A 23,218-nucleotide genomic window follows, 5' to 3' on the forward strand; every position below is an offset into this window, starting at 1 on the left:
GTAGACCATCGTGAGTTAGTGTGTTCAACTCCATTATTGAATATTCGGCAAGCCGGGACGAGTACGTGTGAGTAAGAGGTGCGTGAGACGAACTCATAAGTATTCGAATGGAATGAACCGTGCGGACCGAACCCCCACAGTATTGATTTCGTCACTCGTGCGCGGGTCGACACGCATAGGGTCGACCGCGACCGAGGTAACAGTGTGACGACGAACGACGTCACCGACATCTACGAGGAGTTCGGCGCGGAGCGGTTGCCGCCGGGCCAGCACCGAACCGACGACTTTCCCGTCCTCTCGAAGTCCGGCCGCCCCGATTGGGACCCGGACACCTGGGATTTCACCGTCACCGGTGCCGTCGAGGACCCGCTAACGTTCTCCTGGCCGGAGTTCAGGGACCTCCGCGCCGAGACCCAGCGACAGGACTTCCACTGTGTCACCGGCTGGAGCAAGTTCGACTGCGAGTTCACCGGCGTTCCGTTCGCCGAACTCGCCGAGCGGGCCGGCGTCCACGACGACGCCTGTCACGTCATGTTCGTCGCGCTCGACGACTACACGACGGATCTGCCGCTGGAGGCGTGCATGCGTGACGAAGTGTTGTTCGCGTGGGGCTACGACGGCGAGGACCTGCCGCCGGACCACGGCGGGCCGCTTCGTGTCGTGACGCCGCACAAGTACGCCTACAAAGGGGCGAAGTGGGTCTGTGGCGTCGAGTTCCTCACCGAACCGGAGCGGGGATTCTGGGAGCGACGCGGGTACTCGGTGTCGGCGAACCCGTGGGCCGAGGAGCGCTACAGCTAGACCCGGGCCGATATGTCGGTTCTGGAAGGACACTCTCAAGAGGGCGGAACCCTGAGTTGAGGCAGATGGAACCGGCCCAGCGCGAGGATCGGGCGGCCCCACGCGAGGGTGCGGTGCTCGTCAGTCGCACCCGGGAGATCCCCGACGTCTCGTATCGAGCGTTTCTGGCCAGCCAACCGGCACCGCGGGTCCACTGGGCGGCCCCCGACGGGCTCGAAATCGTCGGGAGCGGGACGGCAGTGAGCCTGACCGCCCACGGCCCGGACCGGTTCGACGAACTCCGAGCAGGCGCGGCGACGGCGTTCGCGAACGTCGACCGAACCGGACCGACCGAGACGCGACCCCGACTGTTGGGCGGACTCGCGTTCAACGAGAACCACGAACAGGCACCGCCCTGGGAGGGATTCCCGGCGGCTTCGTTCACGCTCCCCCGGACGCAGTTGACCCACGCCGGCGAGACGACCTGGCTGACGGTGCGGGCGTACGGCGAGGACGTAACGCCCACGCAGGTCGAGAAGCGACTTGACGACGCCGTCGAGGAACTGTCGACCCTCCCGACGATGCGTCCGAGCGGTGGCCCGCCCGGCGTCGTCGAGACACGGGTCACCCCGCCCAAAGACGAGTGGACAGACCAGGTCGAACGCGCGCTCGATAGGATCGGGGCGGGCGACCTCCGAAAGGTCGTCCTCGCGACGGCGCTGGAGGTCGACCTCGCCGCCGACCTGTCGGTCCCGGACGTGCTCGAACGGCTCCGGCGGACGTATCCGAACTGTTATCGCTTCCTGGTCCAGCCCGGCGACGAAGCCGCCTTCTTCGGCCCGCCGCCCGAGCGGCTAGTTAAGCTGGAGGGTAGCCGGGTCGAGACGGAGGCCCTCGCGGGGTCGGTCGAACGGGGAGACACCCCGGAAGCGGACGCCGACCTCGCCGACGGAATGCGCGCGAGCGAGAAACTCCAGCACGAACAGCGACTCGTCGTCGACGCAATCATGGATCAGCTGTCGCCCCTGGGGGAAGTACGAGAGGGCGAGCAGAGCGTCCGGAAGTTGACGAACATCCAGCACCTCCAGACGCCGATCACGGCGACGCTCTCGGAGGACGAACACGTCCTGAGCATCGTCGAGGCGCTCCACCCGACGCCGGCGGTGGGCGGGCTGCCACCGGGGAAGGCCTGGGAAGTCATCCGGGAGACGGAGACGTTCGACCGCGGCTGGTACGCCGCCCCAGTCGGCTGGTTTGACGGCAACGGCGACGGCGAGTTCGCGGTGGGCATCCGGTCGGGCGTCGCCGGCGGCAAGTCGGCGACGCTGTTCGCCGGCTGTGGCATCGTCTCGGACTCGGATCCGGAGGAAGAGTGGGAGGAGGTTCAGCCGAAGTACCGGCCGATCCTCGACGAACTGACCGGCGAGGACCCGTAAGGACCCATGACCGCGCCGAATCGCAACACGCTCTGGGGACAGGTTATCGCCGACGAACTCGTCGAAAGCGGCGTCACCGCCGCGGTCGTCGCGCCGGGCAGTCGGTCGACGCCGCTGACGGTCGCCGTCGACGCCCACGACGACATCGAGACTTTTTCCGTACTCGACGAGCGCTCGGCAGCCTTTTTCGCGCTCGGCCGGGGCCGTCGCACGGGCGAACCCACCGCGATCGTCTGTACCTCGGGGACCGCCGCGGCCAACTTCCACCCGGCCGTCATCGAGGCCCACCAGTCCCGGGTGCCGCTGGTCGTGCTGACCGCCGACCGGCCGCCGGAACTCCGGGACAGCGGCGCGAACCAGACCATCGACCAGGACGGGCTGTACGGCGACGCCGTCAGGTTCGACCGGACGCTCCCCGAACCGGAGCCCACGGCCCGGAAACTCCGGTCGTTACGGACGACGATCGACCGCGCCGTCGGTCGCTCGACGGGCGTGCCCGTGGGGCCAGTGCATCTCAACTGTCCGTTCCGGAAGCCGCTCGAACCGGTCGACGTTCCCGGTGACGTGCCGGCGGACCTGGCTGCCGAGGCCCCGCTGGCCGTCGAGGGACGGGACGGCCCCTTCGTCAAGACGACGCAGGGTCGACCCGAGGTGACCGAGGAGCGGGTTCGGGACCTCGCCGACGCGGCCGGGGACGCGACCCGCGGACTCGTCGTCGCGGGACCGGCAGACGTACCAACCCCTGATCCCGAAGCTATCGTCGACCTCGCTGCCGCGACGGGGTTCCCGATACTGGCGGACCCGCTCTCTGGACTGCGGTTCGGCGACCACTGCGACCGTGAGGGGGTGACAGTCTGTGGCGGGTACGACTCGTATCTCGATGCCGCCGAGGACTGGGCGGCCCCCGAGTTCGTCTTCAGGATCGGAGCCTCGCCCACGTCGAAGGTCCTGCGCCACTACCTCCGGGACCGCGCCGAGCGCCAGGTCGTCGTCGACCCGGCCGGCGGGTGGCGAGAGGCGGCGTTCACCGCGACCGACCTCGTTGTCGCCGACCCGACGCGGTTGACTCGGTCGATGGTCGGCCACCTCGACGAGAGCACCGAGCGCGGCCGAGCGTACCGCGACCGCTTCGCGTCGGCTGAAGCGCAGTACTGGGACGCCGTCGACGACGCTCGTGCGGACGAGACGTTCGAGGGCGAGATACTCGCTGACGTCGCCGCGCTCTCGCCGGACCCGTCGACGGTGTTCGTCTCGAACAGTATGCCAGTCAGGGACCTGGACCGGTTCGGACGACCGCGATCGGCCGACCTGACGGTTCTCGGCAACCGCGGGGCGAGCGGTATCGACGGCATCACGAGTTCAGCACTCGGTGCTGGCAGCGCGACCGACGACCCACTCGTCCTGGTCACCGGCGACCTGGCATACTATCACGACATGAACGGCCTGCTGTCGATCGCCCGCTGTGGGGTCGACGCGACCATCGTGCTCGTCAACAACGACGGCGGCGGGATCTTCCACCTCCTCCCCATCGAGGCGTTCGACCCACCGTTTACCGGGCAGTTCAAGACGCCCCACGGGCTGGACTTCGAGCCGACGGGGGACCTCTACGGGCTGGGGTTCCGACGCGTCGCCCCGGGAGAACGGTTCCGCGAGGCGTTCACCGAATCGGTCGGGAGCGACGGGACCCAGGTCATCGAGGTTCGCACGGACGGCGAGGCCAGCCACCGCACGCGCGAGCGGATTCACGAGGAAATCTGCGAGCAGATAAGCGACAACTAGCGGGCGAGACCGTGCCTACGTTCGCAGCGCGTGCTGAGTCAACAGTGCCAGTCCGAATGGGAACCACGTCGCGACGAGTGCGGCGATTCCCCAGAGACTCACCAGCGCGAGTCCCGGCAGCGAGAGGAAAAGCAGCGGCGTCAACAGGCTCCAGGCACCGAACACGACGATGGCGACCTCCGGAATCGAGAGCAGGTACGCGACGACGAACAGCGTACAGATCCCGACGAGGACGTTGACGACCGTCGGAAACAGCGGGAAGACCGAGGCGACGAGGAAGACGGGATAGAGGACGAACATCGCACCAATCTGGATGAGCGTCGCCGGCGTCAACGGGACCCGGACCCGGTCGAACGACTGGTCACCGTACGTCGTTCGCGTCGCATACCCGCTCGAACCCGTCGCCTGGCGTCCGCCCGTCCCCTGCTGCCAGTCCGCGGTCCCAGAATCCTCGTCGGTCCAGTCTCCCGAACCACCCGACTGACCATCCGCAGTCTGTTCCGACCCTGCCCCCGTGTCGTCCCCGTCCGACCACCCGAACGGGTCCGAGGTCGCTCGGTCGCCTCGATCCGATCGGTTCCCCGACCCGGACCGGCTCGTCCCCGTTTCAGTCCCGTTGCGGGGTGACTCCTTCTCGGCAGTGTACTGGCTCCCGTCGACGACACCGTCGGCGATACTGACGTACTGCTGGTGGCCCAGTCTGTCGTAGCGGTCGCGTTCCTCCGCGTCGGTCAGCACCTCTTTGGCACGTTTGACGCGCTTGAACCGCTGTTGTGCGTCGGGGGCGTTGCTGACATCGGGATGAGTCTCCTTGACCTTCGCCCGGTAGGCAGACCGGATCTCTTCGGTCGTCGCGTCCTCGCCGACGCCGAGCGTGTCGTAGAACGTCTCTGGCATGGAGGTGAGTGGAGTGTTCCTGTGGGCGGCGTTCTCGCTGTCGGTCATTTTCGCGGTTCGCTCAAAAAGGTTCCCTGCGGTTCTCGGCAGTGATTCTCCATGCACCGGACTCACGACGCGGCCGTGGATCGGTGCCCGAGTGGCCGCTCGGAGCGCCGAGAGCCGTCAACGGGGAACCTATATAATCGGGCGGGGCGGAGTCGGCGTATGGTCTCAGAGCTTTTCGACGCCGAGCGGTGGGAGCCTGTCGACGAGTTCGACTTCGAGGATATCACCTACCACCGCGCCGTCGACACCGGCGCGGTCCGCATCGCCTTCGACCGTCCGGACGTGCGCAACGCCTTCCGCCCGCCGACGGTCGACGAACTGTACGTGGCGCTCGACCACGCCAAGCGCCAGACTGACGTGGGTTGTGTCCTGCTTACCGGGAACGGCCCCTCGTCGAAAGACGACGGGTGGGCGTTCTGTTCCGGCGGCGACCAGCGCGTCCGTGGCCCCGACGGGTACGAGTACGACGAGGAGGGCAAAACCGGACGGCTCCACATCCTGGAGGTCCAGCGGCTCATCCGGACGATGCCGAAGGTCGTCGTCGCCGTCGTGCCGGGGTGGGCCGTCGGCGGCGGCCACTCCCTGCACGTCATCTGTGACATGACGCTGGCCTCCGAGGAGCACGCGAAGTTCCTCCAGACCGACCCAGACGTTGCCTCCTTCGACGCCGGCTTCGGATCGGCGTACCTCGCCAAACAGATCGGCCAGAAGAAGGCCCGCGAGGTGTTCTTCCTGGGGAAGACCTACAACGCCGAGGAGGCCGAGGAGATGGGCATGGTCAACGACGTGGTGCCCCACGAGGAACTGGAAGACGAAGCCCTCGCCTGGGCCGAGACGATCATGAACAAGTCACCGACCGCGATTCGGATGCTCAAATACGCCTTCAACATGGTCGACGACGGCATGATGGGCCAGCAGGTCTTCGCCGGCGAGGCCACGCGACTGGGCTACGGAACGGCCGAAGCACAGGAAGGCCGAGACGCGTTCAACGAGAACCGCCAGCCGAACTTCGGGCAGTTCCCCTGGCACTACTGAGACCACCTTTTTTCACGGGGGAATCGCGCTCGCCTGCGGCGAGCGCTCAACCCCCGCCAAAAAATCTGGACCAAAAAAGGCCGAGAGCGCGCAGAGCGCGCTCTCGGTTGCTGTGCTTGCTACCAACAGCACCGCACGGAGCGTCTGCCACTGGCCACCCCAACCGACTCGCTTCTCGCTCGTGTAACAAAACACACTCCCTGCGATGCTCACTCCTCGCAGAACTCAGTTGGGGTATGAACGCCGTGACCAGCGCACTCTAGGTGAAATAGGAGTGTGAGTTGCCGTTTGTTTAGTTAGAAATAGCGTCCGTCGAGCGCGCTCGGCGCGCGAAACGGTTCACCGGACGCGAGGCGGGCGAGGCGCGACTGTAGGGAGCGCCTCGAAGCGAACGGGCGAAGCCCGTGAGCAGGCGAGCGTCCGGCTTTTTTCGCCCACGTTTTTCAAGGAGCGGTGCCCACAGCGCGCAAAGCGCGCGAGGGCACCCGACGCAGAAAAAGGTGGAGTGGCAACCTTCACACGGCTGGGGAACGAAGACGGTCGTAATGGCTACGGCTGACGCCGAGGTATCCCGAACGAGAGCCTGGCTGATGGCCGCGCGACCGCAGACGCTCCCCGCGGGAGCGGCACCCGTCATCGTCGGAACGGGGCTTGCGGTTCACAGCGGCGTGTTCGCCGCGCTGCCGGCCGTCGCGGCGCTGCTCGGGGCGCTCTTGCTCCAGGTCGGGACCAACTTCGCGAACGACTACTTCGACGCGGTCAACGGGGCCGATACCGCCGAGCGCGAGGGCTTCACGCGCGTGACTGCCGGCGGACTCATCGAACCCGCACGCGTCAAGCAGGCGATGGCGGCGACCTACGCGTTGGCGATGGTCGTCGGCCTGTATCTGGTCTACGTCGGCGGGCTTCCGATCGTGATCGTCGGCCTCTCCAGCATCGCGGCTGGCATCGCCTACACGGGCGGACCGTACCCCTACGGCTACCGGGGCCTGGGCGACCTGTTCGTGTTCGTTTACTTCGGCCTCGTCGCCGTGATGGGGACCTACTACGTCCAGGCAGCGGCGACGCTGCCGGGCGTCGAACCGTTAGCGCTCGGGATTCCGGCCGGCACGGTCACCGTCGAAGCGTTCGTCGCCAGCCTGCCGGCCGCGGGACTCTCGACGGCGATCCTGGTCGTCAACAACATCCGCGATCGGGAGAGCGATGCGGCGGCCGGCAAGAAGACGCTCGCGGTCATGCTCGGGTACACCTGGAGCCGGGTCGAATGGCTCGCAATGGTCGGGATGGCCTACGTCGTCCCCGTGCTGTTCGCCCTGAACCCCAAGTTCGGACTGTGGGCGTTGTTGCCGCTGGTGACGCTGCCGCTGGCCGTCGGCCTCGGTCGAACGGTCTTCTCCCGGACCGACGGCGAGGCGCTCAACCCCGCGCTGGAACGGACCGGGCAACTGCTGGCGCTCCACTCGGCGCTGTTCGCAATCGGGCTGGCACTCCCATGATTGACATCGAACCCTTCACCGTCGAACTGGCGCGTCCGCTCTCGACCGCCCGCGGTACCATCGAAGAGCGCGAGGGGTTTCTGGTCAAGATCCAGTACGCCGAGGCGGTCGGTCTCGGTGAGGCGACGCCGCTTCCCGGCTGGACGGAATCGCTGGACGATTGCCGGGAAGCCCTGGAGTGGGCGCTGGAACTCGCCTGGGACGAGGACTGGGGCGTGGCCTTGAGCGAGACGAACGCGCCGGCCGCCCGACACGCCCTCTCGCTGGCGCTCGCCGACGCTCGTGCCAAGACTGGGAACAAACCGCTCTACCGGTACCTCGGCAACGAGCGACTGGTCCGCCGCGTCCCGGTCAACGCGACGGTCGGCGATGGATCGACTGAAGCGACGAGGGAGCAGGCGACCACAGCCGTCGAATCCGGCTTCGACTGCGTCAAGGTCAAAGTGGGGGCTCGCCCCGTCGAAGAGGACGTCGACCGTCTCCGTGCGGTCAGAGCGGCCCTCGGCGACGAGGTGACCCTCCGCGCCGACGCGAACGGAGCCTGGTCGCGGGAAGAGGCAGAGCGTGCCTTCGAGGGAATCGCTTCGCTTGATCTGGAATACGTCGAACAACCGCTTCCGGCCGACGACATCCCGGACCTGTCCGGACTCCGGGACGATGGTGTCGCCGTCGCGCTGGACGAGTCGTTGTCCAGTCGGTCGGTGACGGACGTGCTGGCCGCCGAGGCCGCCGACTACCTCGTTCTCAAGCCGATGGCGCTCGGCGGCCCGGACCGCGCCCGGATGGCCGCCAAACAGGCGCGCCAGGCCGGCGTCACCCCGGTCGTCTCGACGACCGTCGACAGCGTCGTCGCTCGGACCGGAGCCGTCCACGTCGCGGCCGCGATTCCGGAGGTGCCGGCCTGTGGGCTGGCCACGGCCGACTGGCTCGCCGACGATCTGGGTCCGGACCCGGCACCGGTCGCCGACGGTCGGATCGAAGTCCCACAGAACAAAGGTCTGGGCGTCGAACTGACCGGGTAATGGAATCCCCGGTCGACTGGCCGACGCAGGACCTCGTCGCTCACCGTGCGGCGTCGACGCCCGAACGAACCGCCGTCGTCGAGGCCGAGACCGGCGAAACGAGGACCTTTTGGGAGCTCGATACCGCTGTCGATCGGCGAGCCGCTGCGATCGAGCAACAGTGTGGGACGGCCCCAACTGTCGGCATTCTACTCGATACGCGCCTCGCGTTCGCCGAGGTGTTCTTCGCCGTCCAGCGACTCGGGGGTCGACTAGTCCCGCTCAACGTCCGCCTGACAGTCGAGGAACTCGCCGCCCGAATCGGCCGAGTCGGACTGGACCTGCTGATCTGCGGGTCCGAGACGGAGCCGACGGCCGTCGAAGTGGCCGACAGCCCGGTAGCGACGGTCGACGACAGCGACCGGGCCGAGGTCACGGAATTGACAGCCGATGCCGACGCGGCCAGCGACCCCGCGACACTGACCCGGGATACCGAGGCGCTCGTCATGTTCACCTCTGGAACTACGGGCCAGCCCAAAGGCGTGCGGTTGACGGTGGGGAATCTACTGGCCAGTGCGACCGCCTCCGCGTTCCGACTCGGTGTCATTCCGGGCGACCGCTGGCTCTGCTGTCTCCCGATGTACCACATGGGCGGACTCGCCCCGGTCGTCCGGTCCGTCCTCTACGGAACGACGGTCGTGATCCAGGAAGACTTCGCCCCCCACGAGACAGCGGCTGTGATGGACCAGTACGAGGTCACTGGCATCTCGCTGGTCCCGACGATGCTCGGCCGATTGCTCGACGCCGGCTGGACGCCGCCCGAGGGCCTCCGGTTCGTACTGCTCGGTGGTGCGCCCGCCCCAGCCGAACTACTCGACCGCTCTGAGTCCGTCGGCGTTCCGGTTCACCCCACCTACGGCATGACCGAAACCGCGTCACAGATCGCGACGGCAACGCCCGAGCAGACCGTTTCCCACGAGGGCACAGTCGGGCAGCCGCTCCTGTGTACGGACGTGACCGTGGTCGACGAGAACGGGGATGACTGCGACCCCGGCGAGTCGGGCGAACTCGTCGTCTCCGGGCCGACCGTGACGCCGGGGTATCTGGACGCCGAGCGGACGGACGCGGCGTTCGGAGAGCGGGGGCTGTTCACGGGCGACATCGGGTACCGGGACGCCGAGGGACGGCTCTGGGTGTCCAATCGAAAGGACGACCGGATCGTCAGCGGCGGGGAGAACGTCGACCCCGGAGAGGTCGTCGACGTACTCAGGAACCACGCCGACATCGTGGACGCTGCGGTCGTCGGCCTCGACGACGCCGAGTGGGGCGAACGCGTCGGCGCGCTCGTCGTCCCACGGGACGGAGCCACGATAGACCAGGGCGACGTCGAGGAGTACTGTCGCGACCATCTGGCGGGGTTCAAACTGCCGCGGACGCTCGGGTTCGCCGACGAACTCCCGCGAACGGCCTCCGGGACGGTCGATCGCGACGCCGTGCGCGACCAACTGCGGTGACTGCCCGACCCCGACGCTTAACCGAGGAGACTGTCTATAGGGGGTCGTGTGTACGCTCGTCATCGCCTGGCAGGTCTTCGCCGACACGCCCGTCGCCGTCGCGGCGAACCGCGACGAGTTGCTCGACCGTCCGTCCGAACCGCCCGCGACGATCGCCAATGACCCTCGAATCGTCGCCCCCCAGGACGGAGACGCGGGGGGCACCTGGATCGGGTACAACGAACACGGCGTCTTCGCCGCCATCACGAACCGCTGGGTGGACGCCGACCTCGCGGGCGACCGCTCGCGCGGGCTGCTCGTCCGTGACGTCCTCGAACACGAGAGCGCCGAGGACGCCGCCCGGTTCGTCGAACGCGAGGTCGACGCCCACGAGTTCGAGGGGTTCAATCTCGTCGTCGCCGACAGCAGTGCGGCCGTGTTGCTGGAATGGGGCGGCCGGCTCGCGGTCCGGAACCTCGACCCTGGCGTCCACGTCGTCGTGAACGTTGGTGCCGACGGCGATTTCTTCGTCCCGAGCCACCGGCCGGATGCGGGCCAGCAGCAGGCCGAAAACGCGACCGCGGTCCGAACCGCGCTCCAGCCCGAACCCGGGGAGCGGGCCGGGACGTGGCTCGAACGAGCGGCCGACGTCATCAGCGACCACGAGTACGGCGTCTGCGTCCACCACGACCGGTTCGGGACGCGTTCCTCCTCCCTGCTAACGATCGGTCCAGGTGGAGCGAACTACCGCTTCGCGCCCGGGCCGCCGTGTGAAACCGAGTACCACAGCGTCGATGCGGACCTGTGAAAAACGCACTCGTCGCATCGAAAGCCAGTTTTAAGCGTGAGAGCGTCCCAGGAATGATATGAGCATGGCAGCGTCGGAAGAAAACCTCACTGAAGACGAGCGTGCCGGACTGGAACTCGTCCGCGAAACCGGGGGGATCCATCAGAGCGAGTTCTGGAAGGAACTCGACGTCTCTTCGCGGAAGGGAAGCCGAATCGTCGAGTCACTCGCCGAGAAGGGACTCATCCAGCGGGAAGAAACGATCTACGAGGGCCACAACACCTATCATCTCACGCCCGCGCCGCGCGACCTGGACTTCTCGTTGCTGATGGCCGGCGACATGTTGTCCCCGTTTATCGGCGACGAGGAAGTCGACCCACACTCCGACGCCTTCTCGCAGTGGGTCATGAACCTCGCCTACGAGGAGTAACGCGGTCCGTAGCGGCACAGTTCTCGACTGAACGCGATCCGCCAGTCGGTCACTCGCTTTTCGAGGTGAGCCGACTCGACAGTTTCCGCGCCCCGTAGTACGTCATCTCCGCGCCGTAACAGAAGACACAGCCTCGGAACGCCGGTCGCTCGACGGTTCCGTCGGTTTCGACCTCGGCGTCACTCGATTCGGTTGCCATACGTTCGCTTCGGTCCGATACCGGATTGACCTTTCGCCGAGCGTGCGGTCGTCGCACACGAGCGGACCGACGGTATCAGGCCAGTGCGCTCCCCGCGCGGATGATCGTCTTCTCGCCGAACGCCGGTCCGATGAGCTGGAGGCCGACGGGACCTTCGTCGGTCTCGCCCGCCGGGACCGAGATGGCGGGCAGGTTCGCCAGGTTCACCGGCGTCGTGTTGCAGTCGGCCAGGTACATCTTCATGGGATCGTCCAGGCTCTCGCCGAGCTTCATCGGCGGGATCGGCATCGTCGGCGAGGCGAGCACGTCGGCATCGTCGAGCGCCTCGTCGAAGTCCTGTTTGACCCACGCCCGGGCGTCCTGGGCCTTCTTGTAGTACTTGTCGTGATAGCCGGCCGAGAGCGCGTACGTCCCGAGGAGGACCCGGCGCTTGACCTCCTCGCCGAAGCCCTCCTCGCGGGCTTTCGCGAACGACTCGTTCCAGTTGCCCTCGTAGCCGCCCGACTGGCCGTACCGGACGCCGTCGAACCGCGCCAGGTTCGAGGAGGCCTCCGACATGGCGATGACGTAGTAGGCCTCGACCGCGTGTTCGAGCGACGGGAGGTCGACCTCGTGGTAGCTGGCACCCTGCGCTTCGAGCTCGGCGATGGCGTCCCAGAACGTCTCGACGACGCCCTCGTCCGCGCCGTCGAGCAGTTCGGTGGGGACGCCGATCTCCAGGCCCTCCACGTCGCCGTCCGCGGCGGCCGCGAAGTCGTAGTCCGTTCCCTCCTCGCGTGCATCGCGAGTGGTCGCGTCGTGTTCGTCGGGTCCGGCGATGACCTCCAGCAGTTCCGCGGCCTCCTCCACCGTCGGCGCAAACGGACCGATCTGCTCCAGCGAGTTCGCGTACGCGACCAGCCCGTAGCGCGAGACCAGGCCGTAGGTGGGCTTGATCCCGACCACGCCGCAGAAGGCCGCGGGACAGCGCACCGAGCCGCCGGTGTCCGAACCGAGCGCGAGGTCGGCCTCGCCGGCCGCGACGGCTGCGGCCGAGCCGCCGGACGAGCCGCCCGGGACTCTCCCCTCGGCAACGGGGTTCTCGACCGGCCCGAACGCGGACGTTTCGTTCGTCGTCCCCATGCCGAACTCGTCCATGTTGGTCTTCCCGGAGACGGTCGCGCCGGCGTCTTTCAGCCGCTCGACGACCGTCGCGTCGTAGGGGGGAACGTAGTCCTCGAGCATCGCGGACCCGCAGGTCGTCCGGACCCCTTCGGTCGAGATGTTGTCCTTCACCGCGACGGTTCGGCCGGCTAGCGGGCCGTCACTGTCGCCGTCGACGGATTCCTCGGAGATGTAGACGTTGTACGACATCGGTTACGAGACCTTCGGTCCTTTGAAATAGCCCGCTTCGCTCTCAGGGGCGTTTTCCAGGGCCTCGTCCTGGCTGAGAGGCTCCCGCTCCTCATCGGGGCGCATCACGTTCGTCAGGTCCGGTTCAGCCTCGGTCTCGGGGACCTCGTCGAGTCGCTCGAACGAATCGAGGATGTCGGCGAACTGCTCGGTGAACCGCTCGACTTCCTCGGCGTCGAGGTCGACGCGGGCCAGCGAGGCGACGTGGCGGACTTCCTCGGGATCGACGGCCGAATCGCTCATACTCGCCGGCAGGCCCGGGCCAGCGGTAAGGGTTTCGGTCGATTCCCCCGCCTCCCGCCCCGTTATTTCCGACGGGGACAGAACTGCACATCTCGCCCTTGAACCGGCAATCGATGCCTGATCTCGTGCGTTCGTGCGCGAGGCGTGAACAGTCGATTTCGGCCACTACAGGGACTCAAACTGTCGAAAGTTTTAAGTCGCCGTAGCCACAACATAACATTGTATTTAACAGTTCTCTGGGCACCAGTGCCCGTCGATTCAACCAATGACTGACACCACTATCAGGGAGTACACGGGCGGCCGCGTCAGCGAGAGCCAGGACGAAGAGACCGCCGAGGCGGACGAGGAGCGACTCGTCTGTCCTGAGTGCGGTGGGTCCGTAGTGACGGATTCCGAGCGGGGCGAGACTGTCTGTGAGGAGTGTGGCCTGGTCGTCTCCGAGGACGAGATCGATCCCGGGCCGGAGTGGCGCGCGTTCGACGCCTCCGAGAAAGACGAGAAGAGCCGCGTCGGCGCCCCGACCACGAACATGATGCACGACAAGGGGCTTTCGACCAACATCGGCTGGCAGGACAAGGACGCCTACGGCAACTCGCTGTCCTCACGCCAGCGCGAGAAGATGCAGCGACTGCGCACCTGGAACGAGCGGTTCCGCACCCGGGATTCGAAAGAGCGCAACCTCAAGCAGGCGCTCGGCGAGATCGACCGCATGGCCTCGGCGCTCGGCCTGCCCGAGAACGTCCGCGAGACAGCCAGCGTCATCTATCGCCGCGCGCTCGACGAGGACCTCCTGCCCGGGCGGTCTATCGAGGGGGTCGCTACGTCGTCGCTGTACGCCGCCGCACGCCAGGCTGGCACGCCGCGGAGCTTAGACGAGATCGAGGGCGTTTCCCGGGTCGAGAAAGACGAGATCGCTCGCACGTACCGGTACGTGGTTCGCGAGCTGAGCCTTGAGATTCAGCCGGCCGATCCCGCGAGCTACGTTCCCCGGTTCGCCTCCGATCTCGAGCTCTCCGACGAGGTCGAACGGCGGGCACGCGAACTCCTCGAAACGGCGAAACAGCAGGGCATCCACAGCGGGAAAAGTCCGGTTGGACTGGCGGCCGCCGCAGTGTACGCTGCGTCCCTGCTGGCCAACGAGAAGGTCACCCAGTCGGCTGTCAGCGACGTCGCGAGCATCAGCGAAGTCACCATCCGCAACCGGTATCACGAGCTGTTGGACACCGAAGGCCAGATGCTGGAGTGACAGCGTCCCCCAGCCACCGGATTCACTCCTCTAAGAGACGCTGTACGTCGGTTTCGATACTGTGTACCTGATCGACCTGTGACTCGTTGAGTTCGGTCACCTCGATGGCCCGGTTGGAAATCCGGTCTGCTTTCCGGACGGTCTCGTCTATCATTCCCGCGACCTGTTCGGTGCTGTGGGCCTGTTCGTCGGTCGCCTCGGCGACCTCGTCGATGCCGTGTGCGGTCTCGCCGACGGCAGTGTGGATCTCTTCGAGCGTCCGCATCGACTCTTCGACCATCTCCCGGCCCGTGTCGATCTCCGCGTTCGCCTCTTCGAGGCTGGCGACTGTCTCCTCGGTGTCCTCGCTGATGGTCGCGACGACCGACTCGATTTCGCTGGCGTGGTCCTGTGATTTCTCTGCCAGCGATTTCACCTCGTCGGCGACGACGGCGAACCCTTCGCCGGCCTCGCCCGCGCGAGCGGCCTCGATGGAGGCGTTCAGCGCCAGGATGTTCGTCTGCTCGGCGATGTCGTTGATCACGTCGACGATCTCGTCGATCTCCGCGACGGCCTCGCGGAGTCGGTCGACGTCGTCGGTCACCTCGGCTGCGGCCGTGTCGATGTTCTCCATGACGTGGATCACGTCTTCGGCGGAGTCGCGACCCTCGTCGGCCAGGCGTTCGGCCTGTTCGCTGGAGGCGTTTACCTCTTCGGCGCTCGAGGCGATCTCTTCGACGGTCGCAGAGAGATTCGAGATTTCCGAGGAGATATCTTGCATACTCTCGTGTTGCTCCTCGACGAGCGCGGTGATGTCCTCGGAGTCACCAGCCACGTCCTCGGAGGTCGCCAGCAGGTCGTCGACGGACGACTGGACGCCGTTGGCGACCGATCGACGACGCTGCATCTCGTCTATCATCCCTGCTGCGGTGTGGTCGAGGTCGTCGACGATCTTGCCGAAGAGACCGGGCAACTCGACGTCTCGGTCCGCGTCAAACCGCTTGTCCCGCAGGTCGTCCGTGATCAGGTCCAGCGTCTCCATCGCTTCCTCGACCACGGCGATCATCTCGTTGAGGGATTCGCCCATCTCCTCGTAGTACCAGTCCAGGTTCGCGGTGTCGACTTCGGTGTCGAGGTTCCCCTCGGAGATGTCGTCGACGACGTCGTTGAACTGCTCGGTCGCGGACTTCATGTCCGAGAGGTCGATGAAACTCTCCGAAATGGCGACGACCTCGCCCTCGTCGTTCTCGATGGCAGTCGCGACGAGTTTCGTGGGGACGGTTCGCCCGTCGTAGGTGTCTTTCTCGACTTCGACCTCGATCCGCTCGCGCTCGCCGGCCATGAGCTGTTTGAGGGTACAGCTGTCGGTTCCACAGACGTCGTCGTTGCACATCGCCCCGTAACAGGGCACTTCGTCGAGCATCTCGTCGTCGACGCCGGACATCTCGGCCATCATGTCGTTTTGCATGATGACGTTGAACTCCGGCCCGATGATTCGCATCGCCGTCCCCGAGGCGTTGAGAACCTGTTCGAGGTTCGCTCGGACCGACGCTCCGACTTCCCCGGGGGTAATATCGGTCGGCGCGGCCGTCTCCTGGTAGTACTGGTCATCGTGGTCGAGCGACGGTCCAGCGTCGCCGCTACGCTGTGCGGTGACACTCCCGCCGTCGCTCACGACGGCGTCGCCCTCGGCCGACGCCTGTCGCTCGCTGGTTTCGACCGACTCCGTCGCGGCCTGTGCCTCACTACTTCCTGTCATCCGGCTCAATAATGATAGCAACATCGCTGGGCTCCGTTGTTCGCATTGTCAATGGCTGTCTCCCGTCTAAACCCCTTCCCACCGTTTTCAGTATTTGAGAATAGTATTTCCATCACTGTACAATTCTGCTAGTTGCGGGCCGAAGTGTCGAACCAGTATCTTTTCTGGCGCTCCCTCAATACGTCCTGATATGGACACGTCGCTCACGCGCCGAGGGCTGCTCGGTGTCTCGGCGAGCGCACTCGGTTGGACGGCGTTAGAAGCTGCTAGCGGGGCACAGGAACGCGGCGGTGGCGGCGGTCGCGGTCGGCCGGACTTCGACGGCTACCTCGACGGGGCGAACAACTACGACGGCGAGGTCGTCGACATGCGGGGACAGGCCGAGGCGACGGTACGTGTCGGGGCCGGCGACAGCACGCTCGCCTTCGACCCGGTGGCCGTTCACGTGGACAACGGGGCGACCGTCCAGTGGGAGTGGACCGGCGAGGGCGGTGCACACAGCGTCGTCGCCGAGGACGGAACCTTCGAGTCCGGCAGTCCCGTTCAAACGACTGGCGTCGCGTTCGAGCATACCTTCGAGGAAGACGGCATTTACACCTACCATTGCCTGCCCCACGAAGGGTCGGGGATGCTGGGTGCCGTGGTCGTCGGGACCGACTACCCGCGGCGAGCGACGACCCCGGAACCCACGCCCACGCCGCAACCGACGCCCGAGGGCGAGTGGCCGGTTCGAGCGCCCGAAACGGACTGGGCCCAGGCCGGGTTCGACGCCGCGAACACGCGTAACCCGCCCGTCACCGGGCCGAGAGACGGGGTCAGGGCGAGCGGCGTCACTCCCGTAGTGGAGCCGATTCTCGGAGCCGTGACGGGCGACGGAACGCTGTTCCTCGGTTGTCCTGACCGCGTCGTCGCCCTCGACGCGACCAGCGGCAGACGGCAGTGGGAACTGGACGCCGAATGGCCGCTCGCGTTCGGCGACGGCCGGCTCTACGCCGTCCAGAACCCCGAGTGGGAACGCGAGCGAAGCGAGACCGACACCCTCCGATCGCGTGTGGTGTGTTACGACGCCGCGACCGGTGACCGACAGTGGCGGGTCCGCGTCCCGAACGGCCCGGTCAACGACCTCGCGCTCGCAGACGGACGGCTCGCAGTGGGAGCGACCGGCGGCAACGGCGTCCTCGACTCGGGGAGCGGTGAGCGCCTGTGGTGGCAGCGGACGGCGGATACCGTCGAGGGCCTCGCTGTCAGGGACGGGACGCTGTACGTGAGTGCCAGTGCCCACAACGGGGTGGACTGGCAGGAGCCGGTGCTCCGCCTCCGCGCGTACGACGCCGACAGCGGGAACAGGGAATGGAACTTCGAGACGGAATCGTACCCGCCAACGCCACCGGCCGTCGGCGGGGGAACGGTCATCGCCGGGAGCGGGTCGCACGAAGTCCACGCCCGCGACGCCGCGACCGGCGACCGTCGGTGGACCGCCGACCTCGGTAGCGCCGCGACGGGCGTCGCCCTGACTTCCGGGGACGGCGACACCGGGACTGTCTACGTCGGCTGTCACGACTACTACCTGTACGCGTTCGACGCCGAGACCGGCGACCGGCAGTGGCGAACGAGAACGCGGGGGACGGTCAGCCCACCGGCGGTCGGGGACGGCGTCGTCTACGCGGCGAATCTCGGGGCCGTCGGCGGAGTCGACGACGACGACGGGGACGAGGTACTGACCAGGGCAGTCCACGGGTTCGACGCGGCGTCGGGCGACCCGCAGTGGACGGTCGAACTCGGGCAGTGGCAGGACCCTGGGCAGACGCCCGCCGACGTCCACACCGCACCGCTACTCACTGACGGAACGGTGTACGTCCCCGAAAACAGGACGCGAGACCCACACCGGCTGCAAGCCGTCACCGGTGAGCGGGCGCGGACGCGGACAGAGTCAGGTGACGCCAAAACCGCCGCGACCACGTCCGACGCCGACGGGGCTGGCTTTACGGCCATCGGCACTGCGCTGGCAATGTTCGGGGTCGCCGGGTGGCAGCGGTTCCGCGCCGACGACTAATCGACCAGCGACTCGACGTATTTCGTCACGTGGTCGTCCATCCGCCGCTTGAACCCGTCCTGGCGGGCCAGGCGGTCGAGTTCTCGGGCAACGAGACTTCCATACTGGACCGCCTTCTTGTCACGGCTCGCGATTTCGCCGGGGAGCCACTCGCCGGCGGCCCGACGGAGCGCGTGTTTTCGCTCGCCGTCTTCCCCGGGTTCGGTCACGAGCAGGTGTCCCGGAAGGCGGAGCGCCGCGTCGATCACCCGATCGGAGAGTAGCGGAGCCACCGGTTCGACGCCCGCCGCGCGGAGCGTGAGCACGTCCCGTTCTAGTTGCCCGGGGAGCGACTGGATCACCTCGCGGGTCGCACCCCGGATCGTCCCGGCGTCGACTCTCGGGTCGGTCGGCGCTTTGGCGACTTTCGCGTAGCCGCCGAACAGTTCGTCGGCCCCCTGACCGACTGCCAACCTGTCGTAGCCGTCGGCCGCGACGCGCTCGGCGACCAGAGACAGCGGGAGCGCGATCTGGACGTCCATCGCGTTCGTCCGCCCGATCGCGGTCGCGATGTCCGGCACGGCCCGCTCGATGTCGTCGTGGGTGACCTCGACGACCTGGAGGTCACGGTCCAACAGCGCAGCGGCCGACCTGGCCGCCTCGATGTCGTGGCTGTCGGGAAAGCCAGCGACGTACAGCGGCGCGTCCAGCGTGGCAGCCAGGAGCGCCGAGTCGACGCCCCCCGAAAAGGCGATGGCGAGCCCCTCGGTCGACACCTCGTCGAGGCTCTCCGCGACCGCGTCCCGGACCGTCGAGACCGCGCTCTCGTCGGAATCGAACGGCGACGGTTCGGGCAGCGACCAGACCCGCTCGTCCCCCGCTGGAGTCCTGACGTGGCCCGCCGGGACCGCCTCGGGATCGTCGAGTTCCGTCGGATCGAAACTCCAGGTCGTCGGGTCGTCGCGTTCGGAAAAACAGGGATACCGCCCGAGCACGTCACGGACGAGTCGACCGTCGACAGCGCCGGCGAACCCGCGCGTCCCCGGCAATGGGTCACCCGAATCGAGGGCGTCTCGGACGGCAGTCGGGTCGGCCCCGTCGAGGCGAACCTTCCCACCGCCGGCACGGCGGCCGGTCATAAGAAACTATAAAAACGATTTTTCATTCGGCGTTTGACGCCGCCGGCGGCCTGGCGAAAGCTGATTCGCCACGGGGTCCGGTGGCCCTCGACGGTGGTCCGCCCATCACGGATGGCATCGAGGATCGCGTCGACGCTGAGGTCGTCGGCGTCGATCCGGGTGACCGCCTGGCCGACCATCTCGCTGATGTGGGCGTCGCTGCCGGCGGTCATCGGCATCTCCCGGAGGCGAGCGAACGCTTCGGCCTGGCGGTTGGCCCTCCCCGTCAGCAGTCGGGAGTTGTACACCTCGATGGCGTCGGCGGCGGTCAGGTCGTCCCGGGAGATGTGGGCGAGGACGCCGCTCCTGGATTCCTGGAAGGGGTGTGGAACGACGGCGATGCCGCCGAGGTCGCGGATCCGACCGAGCGTCTCCCCGAACGAGAGGCCGGGCGGGACCGCTTCGGTGACGCCGAGTGCGAGCACGTGGCCCGCTGCGGTCGAGACCTCCATTCCCGGAATGCCGACCAGGCCGTACTCCGGGGCGCGTTCGACGGCTTCGAGGCTGGCGTCGATCTCGTCGTGGTCGGTCACGGCGATCGCGTCCAGGCCCACGGCTTCCGCCTGGCCCAGCAGGAGGTCGACCGGGTCCCGACCGTCGTACGACAGCGACGAGTGACAGTGCAACTCGGCGGCGTACACACGAGGCGGTAGGAACGGTCCGCTCAAAAGCGAACCGGTCCGTCCCCGACAGCAGGTGGTCGCGGGACCGTCCGCCGCGCCGACAGATCCCCGGTTCACTTTCGGAGGCGGCTGGCGAACGTGTTCGGAGTCGGTCGATCCAGCGTCCAGAACCGGGTGCTTCGGGTGGGATGTCGGAGCGGTTATATACCTTCGTCCGTCACGTCGGGACACATGGTCCGTGACCCGTTCGCGGACGAGGAAGGACCCGATCTGCAGGACGTTCTGGACGCCCTCGACGATCCGAAGTGTCGGGCCATCGTCCGGAACTTGGAGGAACCCATGACAGCAGAGGAAATAGCCGACGCCTGTGACGTGCCGCTCTCGACGACCTACAGGAAACTCGATCTGTTGACGGAGGCGTCGTTGCTCCGCGAGGGGATGGAGATCCGACCGGACGGCCAACACGCGAGCAAGTACGAGGTCGACTTCGAGGAGGTCGTGGTCGCGGTCTCGGAGGACCGGGAGTTCGACGTCGGGATCAGCCGCGTCCCGCGAACGGCAGACGAGCGGTTACAGGACCTCTGGTCGGAGGTGCGAAAGGAAACGTGACTGGAATCGTCCCACTCGTTCACGTCCCGTCGGTGATCGTCGCGCTCAAGACTATCACGTTACTCCTCGGTGGGTTGATCGCCTACTTCTCGTTCAAGGCCTACCGTCGAACCGGTGCGAAACCACTCAGACTGCTGGCGATCGGCTTCGGCTTCGTGACGGCCGGGTCCCTGATCGCGGGCGCGCTCGACCTGGTCGGGACGGCCAACATCGGCCCCGTGCTCGATCGCGGGTACGCCATCGTCGCCGAGGCCGCGCTGACCGCGCTCGGCTTCGCCGTCATCGTCTACTCGCTGTACGCCCAGCAGTGACGAGCGTCGGCCCCGGGACGCCCCCACAGCCGAACGCCCGTGGTTCTCAGGGTTCGGGAAACGAACTCCAGAATTATGTGGGAGCACCGACTATCGTCGAGTGATGACCGACCACGTACTCGTTCCGATGGACGAATCGCCGCTGTCGGCAGAGGCGCTCGAACACGCGCTCGAAAAACACGACGACGCCGATTTCACCGTCATCCACGTGCTAGATTTCGTCGACGCGGGCTACGGAGCCCCGATGGAATCGACGCTCCCCGGCTACTGGGAGGAGTGGTACGAGAGCGCGACCGAGGAGGCCGAGGCGTTGTTCGACGACGCCCAGGACGTGGCAGACGAGTACGACGTGACACTCGACACCGAAGCCGTCGTCGGCCAACCCGGGCGCAGCGTCGTCGAGTACGCCGACGAACACGACGTCGACCAGATCGTGATGGGGAGTCACGGTCGGACCGGCCTCTCCAGGCTCATCCTCGGGAGCGTCGCCGAGAACGTCGTTCGCCGCGCCCACTGTCCCGTCACGATCGTCCGGTAACGGGGCACCGTACACCGAGCGACTGCCCTTGCGACAGGTTCCCAATCATCGAGGCGTTTAGGCGGGCTTTTAACTATCGGTGAGAACTCTCGGGTATGGAGCAGCGTGGCGACGCCCGGTTCCGACGGACGCCGCACCGGAACGGGTGGCAGGGCGGGACGAAGACGCGCGAGCGAGTGCGGCGGGATTCGGAGTGTTACACATGAGTACGAACGACACCACTGGTGATTCGAAACGGAGCCGTCGCGGGTTCCTCCGGGCGACGGCGACTGGTGCCACAGTCGCGGGGCTCGGTGCGACCGCCACCGGCACGGCAGCAGCACAGGACGACAACACCTTCGACGGCTGGATGGAGGGCGCAAACAACTACGACGGGTCCGTCGCCGACGAGACCGGCACCGATGCGGTCACGATCGAGGTCGGTGCGGGAGACAACGGACTAGCATTCGGGCCCGCTGCCGTCCAGGTCGACCCCGGGACGACCATCACGTGGGAATGGACCGGCGAGGGCGGCGCGCACAACGTCGTCGAGGACGGCGGCGCGTTCGACTCCGGCGAAACCATCCAGGAAGCCGGCACGACGTTCGAACAGACCTTAGAAGAGGAAGGCGTCTACAAGTACTACTGCAACCCCCACCAGAGTGCCGGAATGGTCGGGGTCGTCGTCGTCGGGGAACCGGAGACCGGCGGCGGGCACGGCGGTGAAGAGGGCGGCATCGTCTTGACGCCGGAACTGCAGGCGATGGGCGCGGCCATCGTTCTCGGCGTGCTCTCGCCCATCGTGTTCGCGATCCTGCTCGCCTTGAACCGAGACGACATCGACGGCAGGGACGGGACGGGTCGTGCGGACGCGGACCTCAAACGGATCGAGTAGCCGAAAAAACGTGGCGACGGTGGACTCCCCCAGTCCGCCGGTACGCCGGACCGTTCCTCCTGACACCCCCTCGTCCAGCGACGCAGGGAGGTGACTGTCCCGTCAGTCGGCCGCGGCAGTGCCGTCGGTGTCGAGTTTGACGAGGTCGTCGACGCCGGGAATCTCCGCGTCGGCGTCGGTGATGATGTCGAGACGGCGGGTCAGTTTGTCCCGGGAGTACTTGACGAGCGGCACCGGATTGATTGCCTCCTCGAAGTCGTTGACAGTGTTGGCGACGTGGGGCATCAGTTCCTGGAGCGTGTTCTGGACGACCTGCTGGTCGACCTCGCCGCTCTGGACGGCCTGACGGACCTTCTGCATCCCGAAGCCGACGTGGCGACCCTCGTCACTGCGGATGTTGCTGACGCCCTCGACGAGCCCTTCGAGTTGCGGGAACTCCCGGATGGCGACTTCGTCGGACCCGCGCGGGCTGAACGTCGACTCGATGCCGTAGTAGCCGGTCTGGGCCAGCACCGACTCGACGGTCAGGTGGTAATGACAGTAGGCGTCGACGCGGTTCTCGGGCGTGTCCTCCTCCAGGAGCTTGTGCATCGCGGCCTCGGTCTTGTCGAACAGCTGAATGTAGCCGTCCGGGTAGTACCGCTGATCGGTGGGAGCCGTGACCTCGAAGCCGTGGTGTTCGGCGACCGGGTCGACGACCTCGCGCCAGTAGCGGTCGAAGAACTGCGTGTGTTTGGCTTCCTCGTAGATCTGGCTGGAGATGAACATCTGGTCGTTGATGTCCTCCAGCACGAGGGCGAGCGGCATCAGGTCCTCCGTGACTGCCTCCTCGCCGGCACCGAAGCGAGCGAGCGTCTGTCGGAGTTCCTCGAACTCGACTTCGGTCAGGTCCTCGTCCATCATCTTCTGTTTGTCGTCCTCGAGACCCTCGATGGCGTACGGGTCCCAGTGGCGATAGACGGCGTTCTCGAAATACCCCTGTGCGAACGAATCGCGGTCGAGCCGCATCGTGCGGCTGGTGTCCTCTACCTGCGTCATGGTACGACAACACGT

At 66.8% G+C, this 23,218-nt stretch carries 23 protein-coding genes; 15 read left to right on the forward strand and 8 right to left on the reverse strand.

Annotation, left to right across the window (positions count from 1 at the left end; genetic code table 11):
* Positions 1-204: 204 nt before the first annotated feature.
* The 3 genes from E2481_RS14005 (at position 205) to menD (ending at position 3,995) form a co-directional block, all read left to right on the forward strand.
* A complete protein-coding gene (locus E2481_RS14005) occupies positions 205-801 on the forward strand; it encodes a sulfite oxidase-like oxidoreductase (RefSeq protein WP_136717779.1) in 597 nt (198 codons plus the stop codon).
* A 65-nt stretch (positions 802-866) separates the two neighbouring features.
* Positions 867-2,216: an isochorismate synthase gene (locus E2481_RS14010; protein ID WP_136717780.1), complete on the forward strand. Its 1,350-nt coding sequence runs from the start codon at positions 867-869 to the stop codon at positions 2,214-2,216.
* 6 nt (positions 2,217-2,222) lie between these two features.
* Positions 2,223-3,995, forward strand: coding sequence for a 2-succinyl-5-enolpyruvyl-6-hydroxy-3-cyclohexene-1-carboxylic-acid synthase (gene menD, locus E2481_RS14015; protein ID WP_136717781.1), 1,773 nt, complete (start codon positions 2,223-2,225; stop codon positions 3,993-3,995).
* 15 nt (positions 3,996-4,010) lie between these two features.
* On the opposite strand, the gene E2481_RS14020 is transcribed toward menD, so the two are convergent.
* Entirely contained in the window at positions 4,011-4,940 is a 930-nt protein-coding gene (locus E2481_RS14020) for a J domain-containing protein (protein ID WP_136717782.1), read from the reverse strand.
* A 159-nt stretch (positions 4,941-5,099) separates the two neighbouring features.
* Between E2481_RS14020 and E2481_RS14025 the strand changes: the two genes are divergently transcribed.
* The 6 genes from E2481_RS14025 (at position 5,100) to E2481_RS14050 (ending at position 11,182) form a co-directional block, all read left to right on the forward strand.
* Positions 5,100-5,975, forward strand: a complete 876-nt coding sequence (locus E2481_RS14025) for a 1,4-dihydroxy-2-naphthoyl-CoA synthase (RefSeq protein WP_136717783.1) — start codon at positions 5,100-5,102, stop codon at positions 5,973-5,975.
* Positions 5,976-6,520: 545 nt separating this feature from the next.
* A complete protein-coding gene (locus E2481_RS14030) occupies positions 6,521-7,471 on the forward strand; it encodes a 1,4-dihydroxy-2-naphthoate polyprenyltransferase (RefSeq protein WP_136717784.1) in 951 nt (316 codons plus the stop codon).
* Positions 7,471-8,493 (forward strand): mandelate racemase/muconate lactonizing enzyme family protein, encoded by a 1,023-nt coding sequence (locus tag E2481_RS14035; protein WP_136717855.1) that lies wholly within the window; start codon positions 7,471-7,473, stop codon positions 8,491-8,493. The genes E2481_RS14030 and E2481_RS14035 overlap by 1 nt, the downstream gene beginning before the upstream one ends.
* Entirely contained in the window at positions 8,493-9,986 is a 1,494-nt protein-coding gene (menE, locus tag E2481_RS14040; protein ID WP_136717785.1) for an o-succinylbenzoate--CoA ligase, read from the forward strand. The genes E2481_RS14035 and menE overlap by 1 nt, the downstream gene beginning before the upstream one ends.
* A gap of 46 nt (positions 9,987-10,032) precedes the next feature.
* Positions 10,033-10,773 (forward strand): NRDE family protein, encoded by a 741-nt coding sequence (locus tag E2481_RS14045; RefSeq protein ID WP_136717786.1) that lies wholly within the window; start codon positions 10,033-10,035, stop codon positions 10,771-10,773.
* Positions 10,774-10,831: 58 nt separating this feature from the next.
* Entirely contained in the window at positions 10,832-11,182 is a 351-nt protein-coding gene (locus E2481_RS14050) for a helix-turn-helix transcriptional regulator (RefSeq protein ID WP_136717787.1), read from the forward strand.
* A 49-nt stretch (positions 11,183-11,231) separates the two neighbouring features.
* Here E2481_RS14050 and E2481_RS18755 read toward each other — a convergent pair whose 3' ends face one another.
* The 3 genes from E2481_RS18755 to gatC form a co-directional block, all read right to left on the reverse strand.
* Positions 11,232-11,381 carry a hypothetical protein gene (locus tag E2481_RS18755; protein WP_169302452.1) on the reverse strand — a complete coding sequence of 50 codons (150 nt, stop codon included), beginning with the start codon at positions 11,379-11,381 and terminating at the stop codon, positions 11,232-11,234.
* A gap of 75 nt (positions 11,382-11,456) precedes the next feature.
* Entirely contained in the window at positions 11,457-12,734 is a 1,278-nt protein-coding gene (gatA, locus tag E2481_RS14055; RefSeq protein ID WP_136717788.1) for an Asp-tRNA(Asn)/Glu-tRNA(Gln) amidotransferase subunit GatA, read from the reverse strand.
* A gap of 3 nt (positions 12,735-12,737) precedes the next feature.
* Positions 12,738-13,016, reverse strand: a complete 279-nt coding sequence (gatC, locus tag E2481_RS14060) for an Asp-tRNA(Asn)/Glu-tRNA(Gln) amidotransferase subunit GatC (RefSeq protein ID WP_136717789.1) — start codon at positions 13,014-13,016, stop codon at positions 12,738-12,740.
* Between the two features lie 265 nt (positions 13,017-13,281).
* On the opposite strand from gatC, the gene E2481_RS14065 reads away from it, so the two are divergent.
* Positions 13,282-14,262 (forward strand): transcription initiation factor IIB, encoded by a 981-nt coding sequence (locus tag E2481_RS14065; RefSeq protein ID WP_136717790.1) that lies wholly within the window; start codon positions 13,282-13,284, stop codon positions 14,260-14,262.
* 22 nt (positions 14,263-14,284) lie between these two features.
* Here the strand turns inward: E2481_RS14065 and E2481_RS14070 are convergent, their stop codons facing one another.
* Positions 14,285-16,000 (reverse strand): methyl-accepting chemotaxis protein, encoded by a 1,716-nt coding sequence (locus E2481_RS14070; RefSeq protein WP_169302453.1) that lies wholly within the window; start codon positions 15,998-16,000, stop codon positions 14,285-14,287.
* Positions 16,001-16,190: 190 nt separating this feature from the next.
* Between E2481_RS14070 and E2481_RS14075 the strand changes: the two genes are divergently transcribed.
* The gene (locus E2481_RS14075; RefSeq protein WP_136717791.1) at positions 16,191-18,053 is read left to right on the forward strand and encodes a halocyanin domain-containing protein; all 1,863 of its coding nucleotides are present in this window, start codon (positions 16,191-16,193) and stop codon (positions 18,051-18,053) included.
* On the opposite strand, the gene E2481_RS14080 is transcribed toward E2481_RS14075, so the two are convergent.
* Positions 18,050-19,171 (reverse strand): asparagine synthase C-terminal domain-containing protein, encoded by a 1,122-nt coding sequence (locus E2481_RS14080; protein WP_136717792.1) that lies wholly within the window; start codon positions 19,169-19,171, stop codon positions 18,050-18,052. The two genes, E2481_RS14075 and E2481_RS14080, sit on opposite strands and share 4 nt — an antisense overlap.
* A complete protein-coding gene (locus E2481_RS14085) occupies positions 19,168-19,851 on the reverse strand; it encodes a PHP domain-containing protein (protein WP_136717793.1) in 684 nt (227 codons plus the stop codon). The genes E2481_RS14080 and E2481_RS14085 overlap by 4 nt, the downstream gene beginning before the upstream one ends.
* A gap of 213 nt (positions 19,852-20,064) precedes the next feature.
* On the opposite strand from E2481_RS14085, the gene E2481_RS14090 reads away from it, so the two are divergent.
* From E2481_RS14090 to E2481_RS14105, 4 genes are all read left to right on the forward strand, one after another.
* A complete protein-coding gene (locus E2481_RS14090) occupies positions 20,065-20,442 on the forward strand; it encodes a winged helix-turn-helix domain-containing protein (RefSeq protein WP_136717794.1) in 378 nt (125 codons plus the stop codon).
* The gene (locus E2481_RS14095) at positions 20,439-20,753 is read left to right on the forward strand and encodes a DUF7521 family protein (RefSeq protein WP_250137832.1); all 315 of its coding nucleotides are present in this window, start codon (positions 20,439-20,441) and stop codon (positions 20,751-20,753) included. The genes E2481_RS14090 and E2481_RS14095 overlap by 4 nt, the downstream gene beginning before the upstream one ends.
* A gap of 103 nt (positions 20,754-20,856) precedes the next feature.
* Positions 20,857-21,291 (forward strand): universal stress protein, encoded by a 435-nt coding sequence (locus tag E2481_RS14100; RefSeq protein WP_136717795.1) that lies wholly within the window; start codon positions 20,857-20,859, stop codon positions 21,289-21,291.
* 202 nt (positions 21,292-21,493) lie between these two features.
* Positions 21,494-22,165, forward strand: coding sequence for a halocyanin domain-containing protein (locus E2481_RS14105; protein ID WP_136717796.1), 672 nt, complete (start codon positions 21,494-21,496; stop codon positions 22,163-22,165).
* Positions 22,166-22,267: 102 nt separating this feature from the next.
* Here E2481_RS14105 and E2481_RS14110 read toward each other — a convergent pair whose 3' ends face one another.
* Positions 22,268-23,203, reverse strand: a complete 936-nt coding sequence (locus E2481_RS14110; RefSeq protein WP_250137833.1) for a ribonucleoside-diphosphate reductase — start codon at positions 23,201-23,203, stop codon at positions 22,268-22,270.
* Positions 23,204-23,218 lie beyond the last annotated feature (15 nt).

Source organism: Halorientalis salina, assembly GCF_005049285.1.
Classification (GTDB): Archaea; Halobacteriota; Halobacteria; order Halobacteriales; family Haloarculaceae; genus Halorientalis; species Halorientalis salina.

Bases quoted from the DNA above. Each gene is read 5' to 3' on its own strand.
- E2481_RS14010 (WP_136717780.1), top strand. From the start codon at position 867: ATGGAACCGGCCCAGCGCGAGGATCGGGCGGCCCCACGCGAGGGTGCG.
- menD (WP_136717781.1), top strand. From the start codon at position 2,223: ATGACCGCGCCGAATCGCAACACGCTCTGGGGACAGGTTATCGCCGAC.
- E2481_RS14020 (WP_136717782.1), bottom strand. From the start codon at position 4,940: ATGACCGACAGCGAGAACGCCGCCCACAGGAACACTCCACTCACCTCC.
- E2481_RS14025 (WP_136717783.1), top strand. From the start codon at position 5,100: ATGGTCTCAGAGCTTTTCGACGCCGAGCGGTGGGAGCCTGTCGACGAG.
- E2481_RS14030 (WP_136717784.1), top strand. From the start codon at position 6,521: ATGGCTACGGCTGACGCCGAGGTATCCCGAACGAGAGCCTGGCTGATG.
- menE (WP_136717785.1), top strand. From the start codon at position 8,493: ATGGAATCCCCGGTCGACTGGCCGACGCAGGACCTCGTCGCTCACCGT.
- E2481_RS14050 (WP_136717787.1), top strand. From the start codon at position 10,832: ATGAGCATGGCAGCGTCGGAAGAAAACCTCACTGAAGACGAGCGTGCC.
- E2481_RS18755 (WP_169302452.1), bottom strand. From the start codon at position 11,381: ATGGCAACCGAATCGAGTGACGCCGAGGTCGAAACCGACGGAACCGTC.
- gatA (WP_136717788.1), bottom strand. From the start codon at position 12,734: ATGTCGTACAACGTCTACATCTCCGAGGAATCCGTCGACGGCGACAGT.
- gatC (WP_136717789.1), bottom strand. From the start codon at position 13,016: ATGAGCGATTCGGCCGTCGATCCCGAGGAAGTCCGCCACGTCGCCTCG.
- E2481_RS14065 (WP_136717790.1), top strand. From the start codon at position 13,282: ATGACTGACACCACTATCAGGGAGTACACGGGCGGCCGCGTCAGCGAG.
- E2481_RS14070 (WP_169302453.1), bottom strand. From the start codon at position 16,000: ATGACAGGAAGTAGTGAGGCACAGGCCGCGACGGAGTCGGTCGAAACC.
- E2481_RS14075 (WP_136717791.1), top strand. From the start codon at position 16,191: ATGGACACGTCGCTCACGCGCCGAGGGCTGCTCGGTGTCTCGGCGAGC.
- E2481_RS14080 (WP_136717792.1), bottom strand. From the start codon at position 19,171: ATGACCGGCCGCCGTGCCGGCGGTGGGAAGGTTCGCCTCGACGGGGCC.
- E2481_RS14090 (WP_136717794.1), top strand. From the start codon at position 20,065: ATGGTCCGTGACCCGTTCGCGGACGAGGAAGGACCCGATCTGCAGGAC.
- E2481_RS14100 (WP_136717795.1), top strand. From the start codon at position 20,857: ATGACCGACCACGTACTCGTTCCGATGGACGAATCGCCGCTGTCGGCA.
- E2481_RS14105 (WP_136717796.1), top strand. From the start codon at position 21,494: ATGAGTACGAACGACACCACTGGTGATTCGAAACGGAGCCGTCGCGGG.
- E2481_RS14110 (WP_250137833.1), bottom strand. From the start codon at position 23,203: ATGACGCAGGTAGAGGACACCAGCCGCACGATGCGGCTCGACCGCGAT.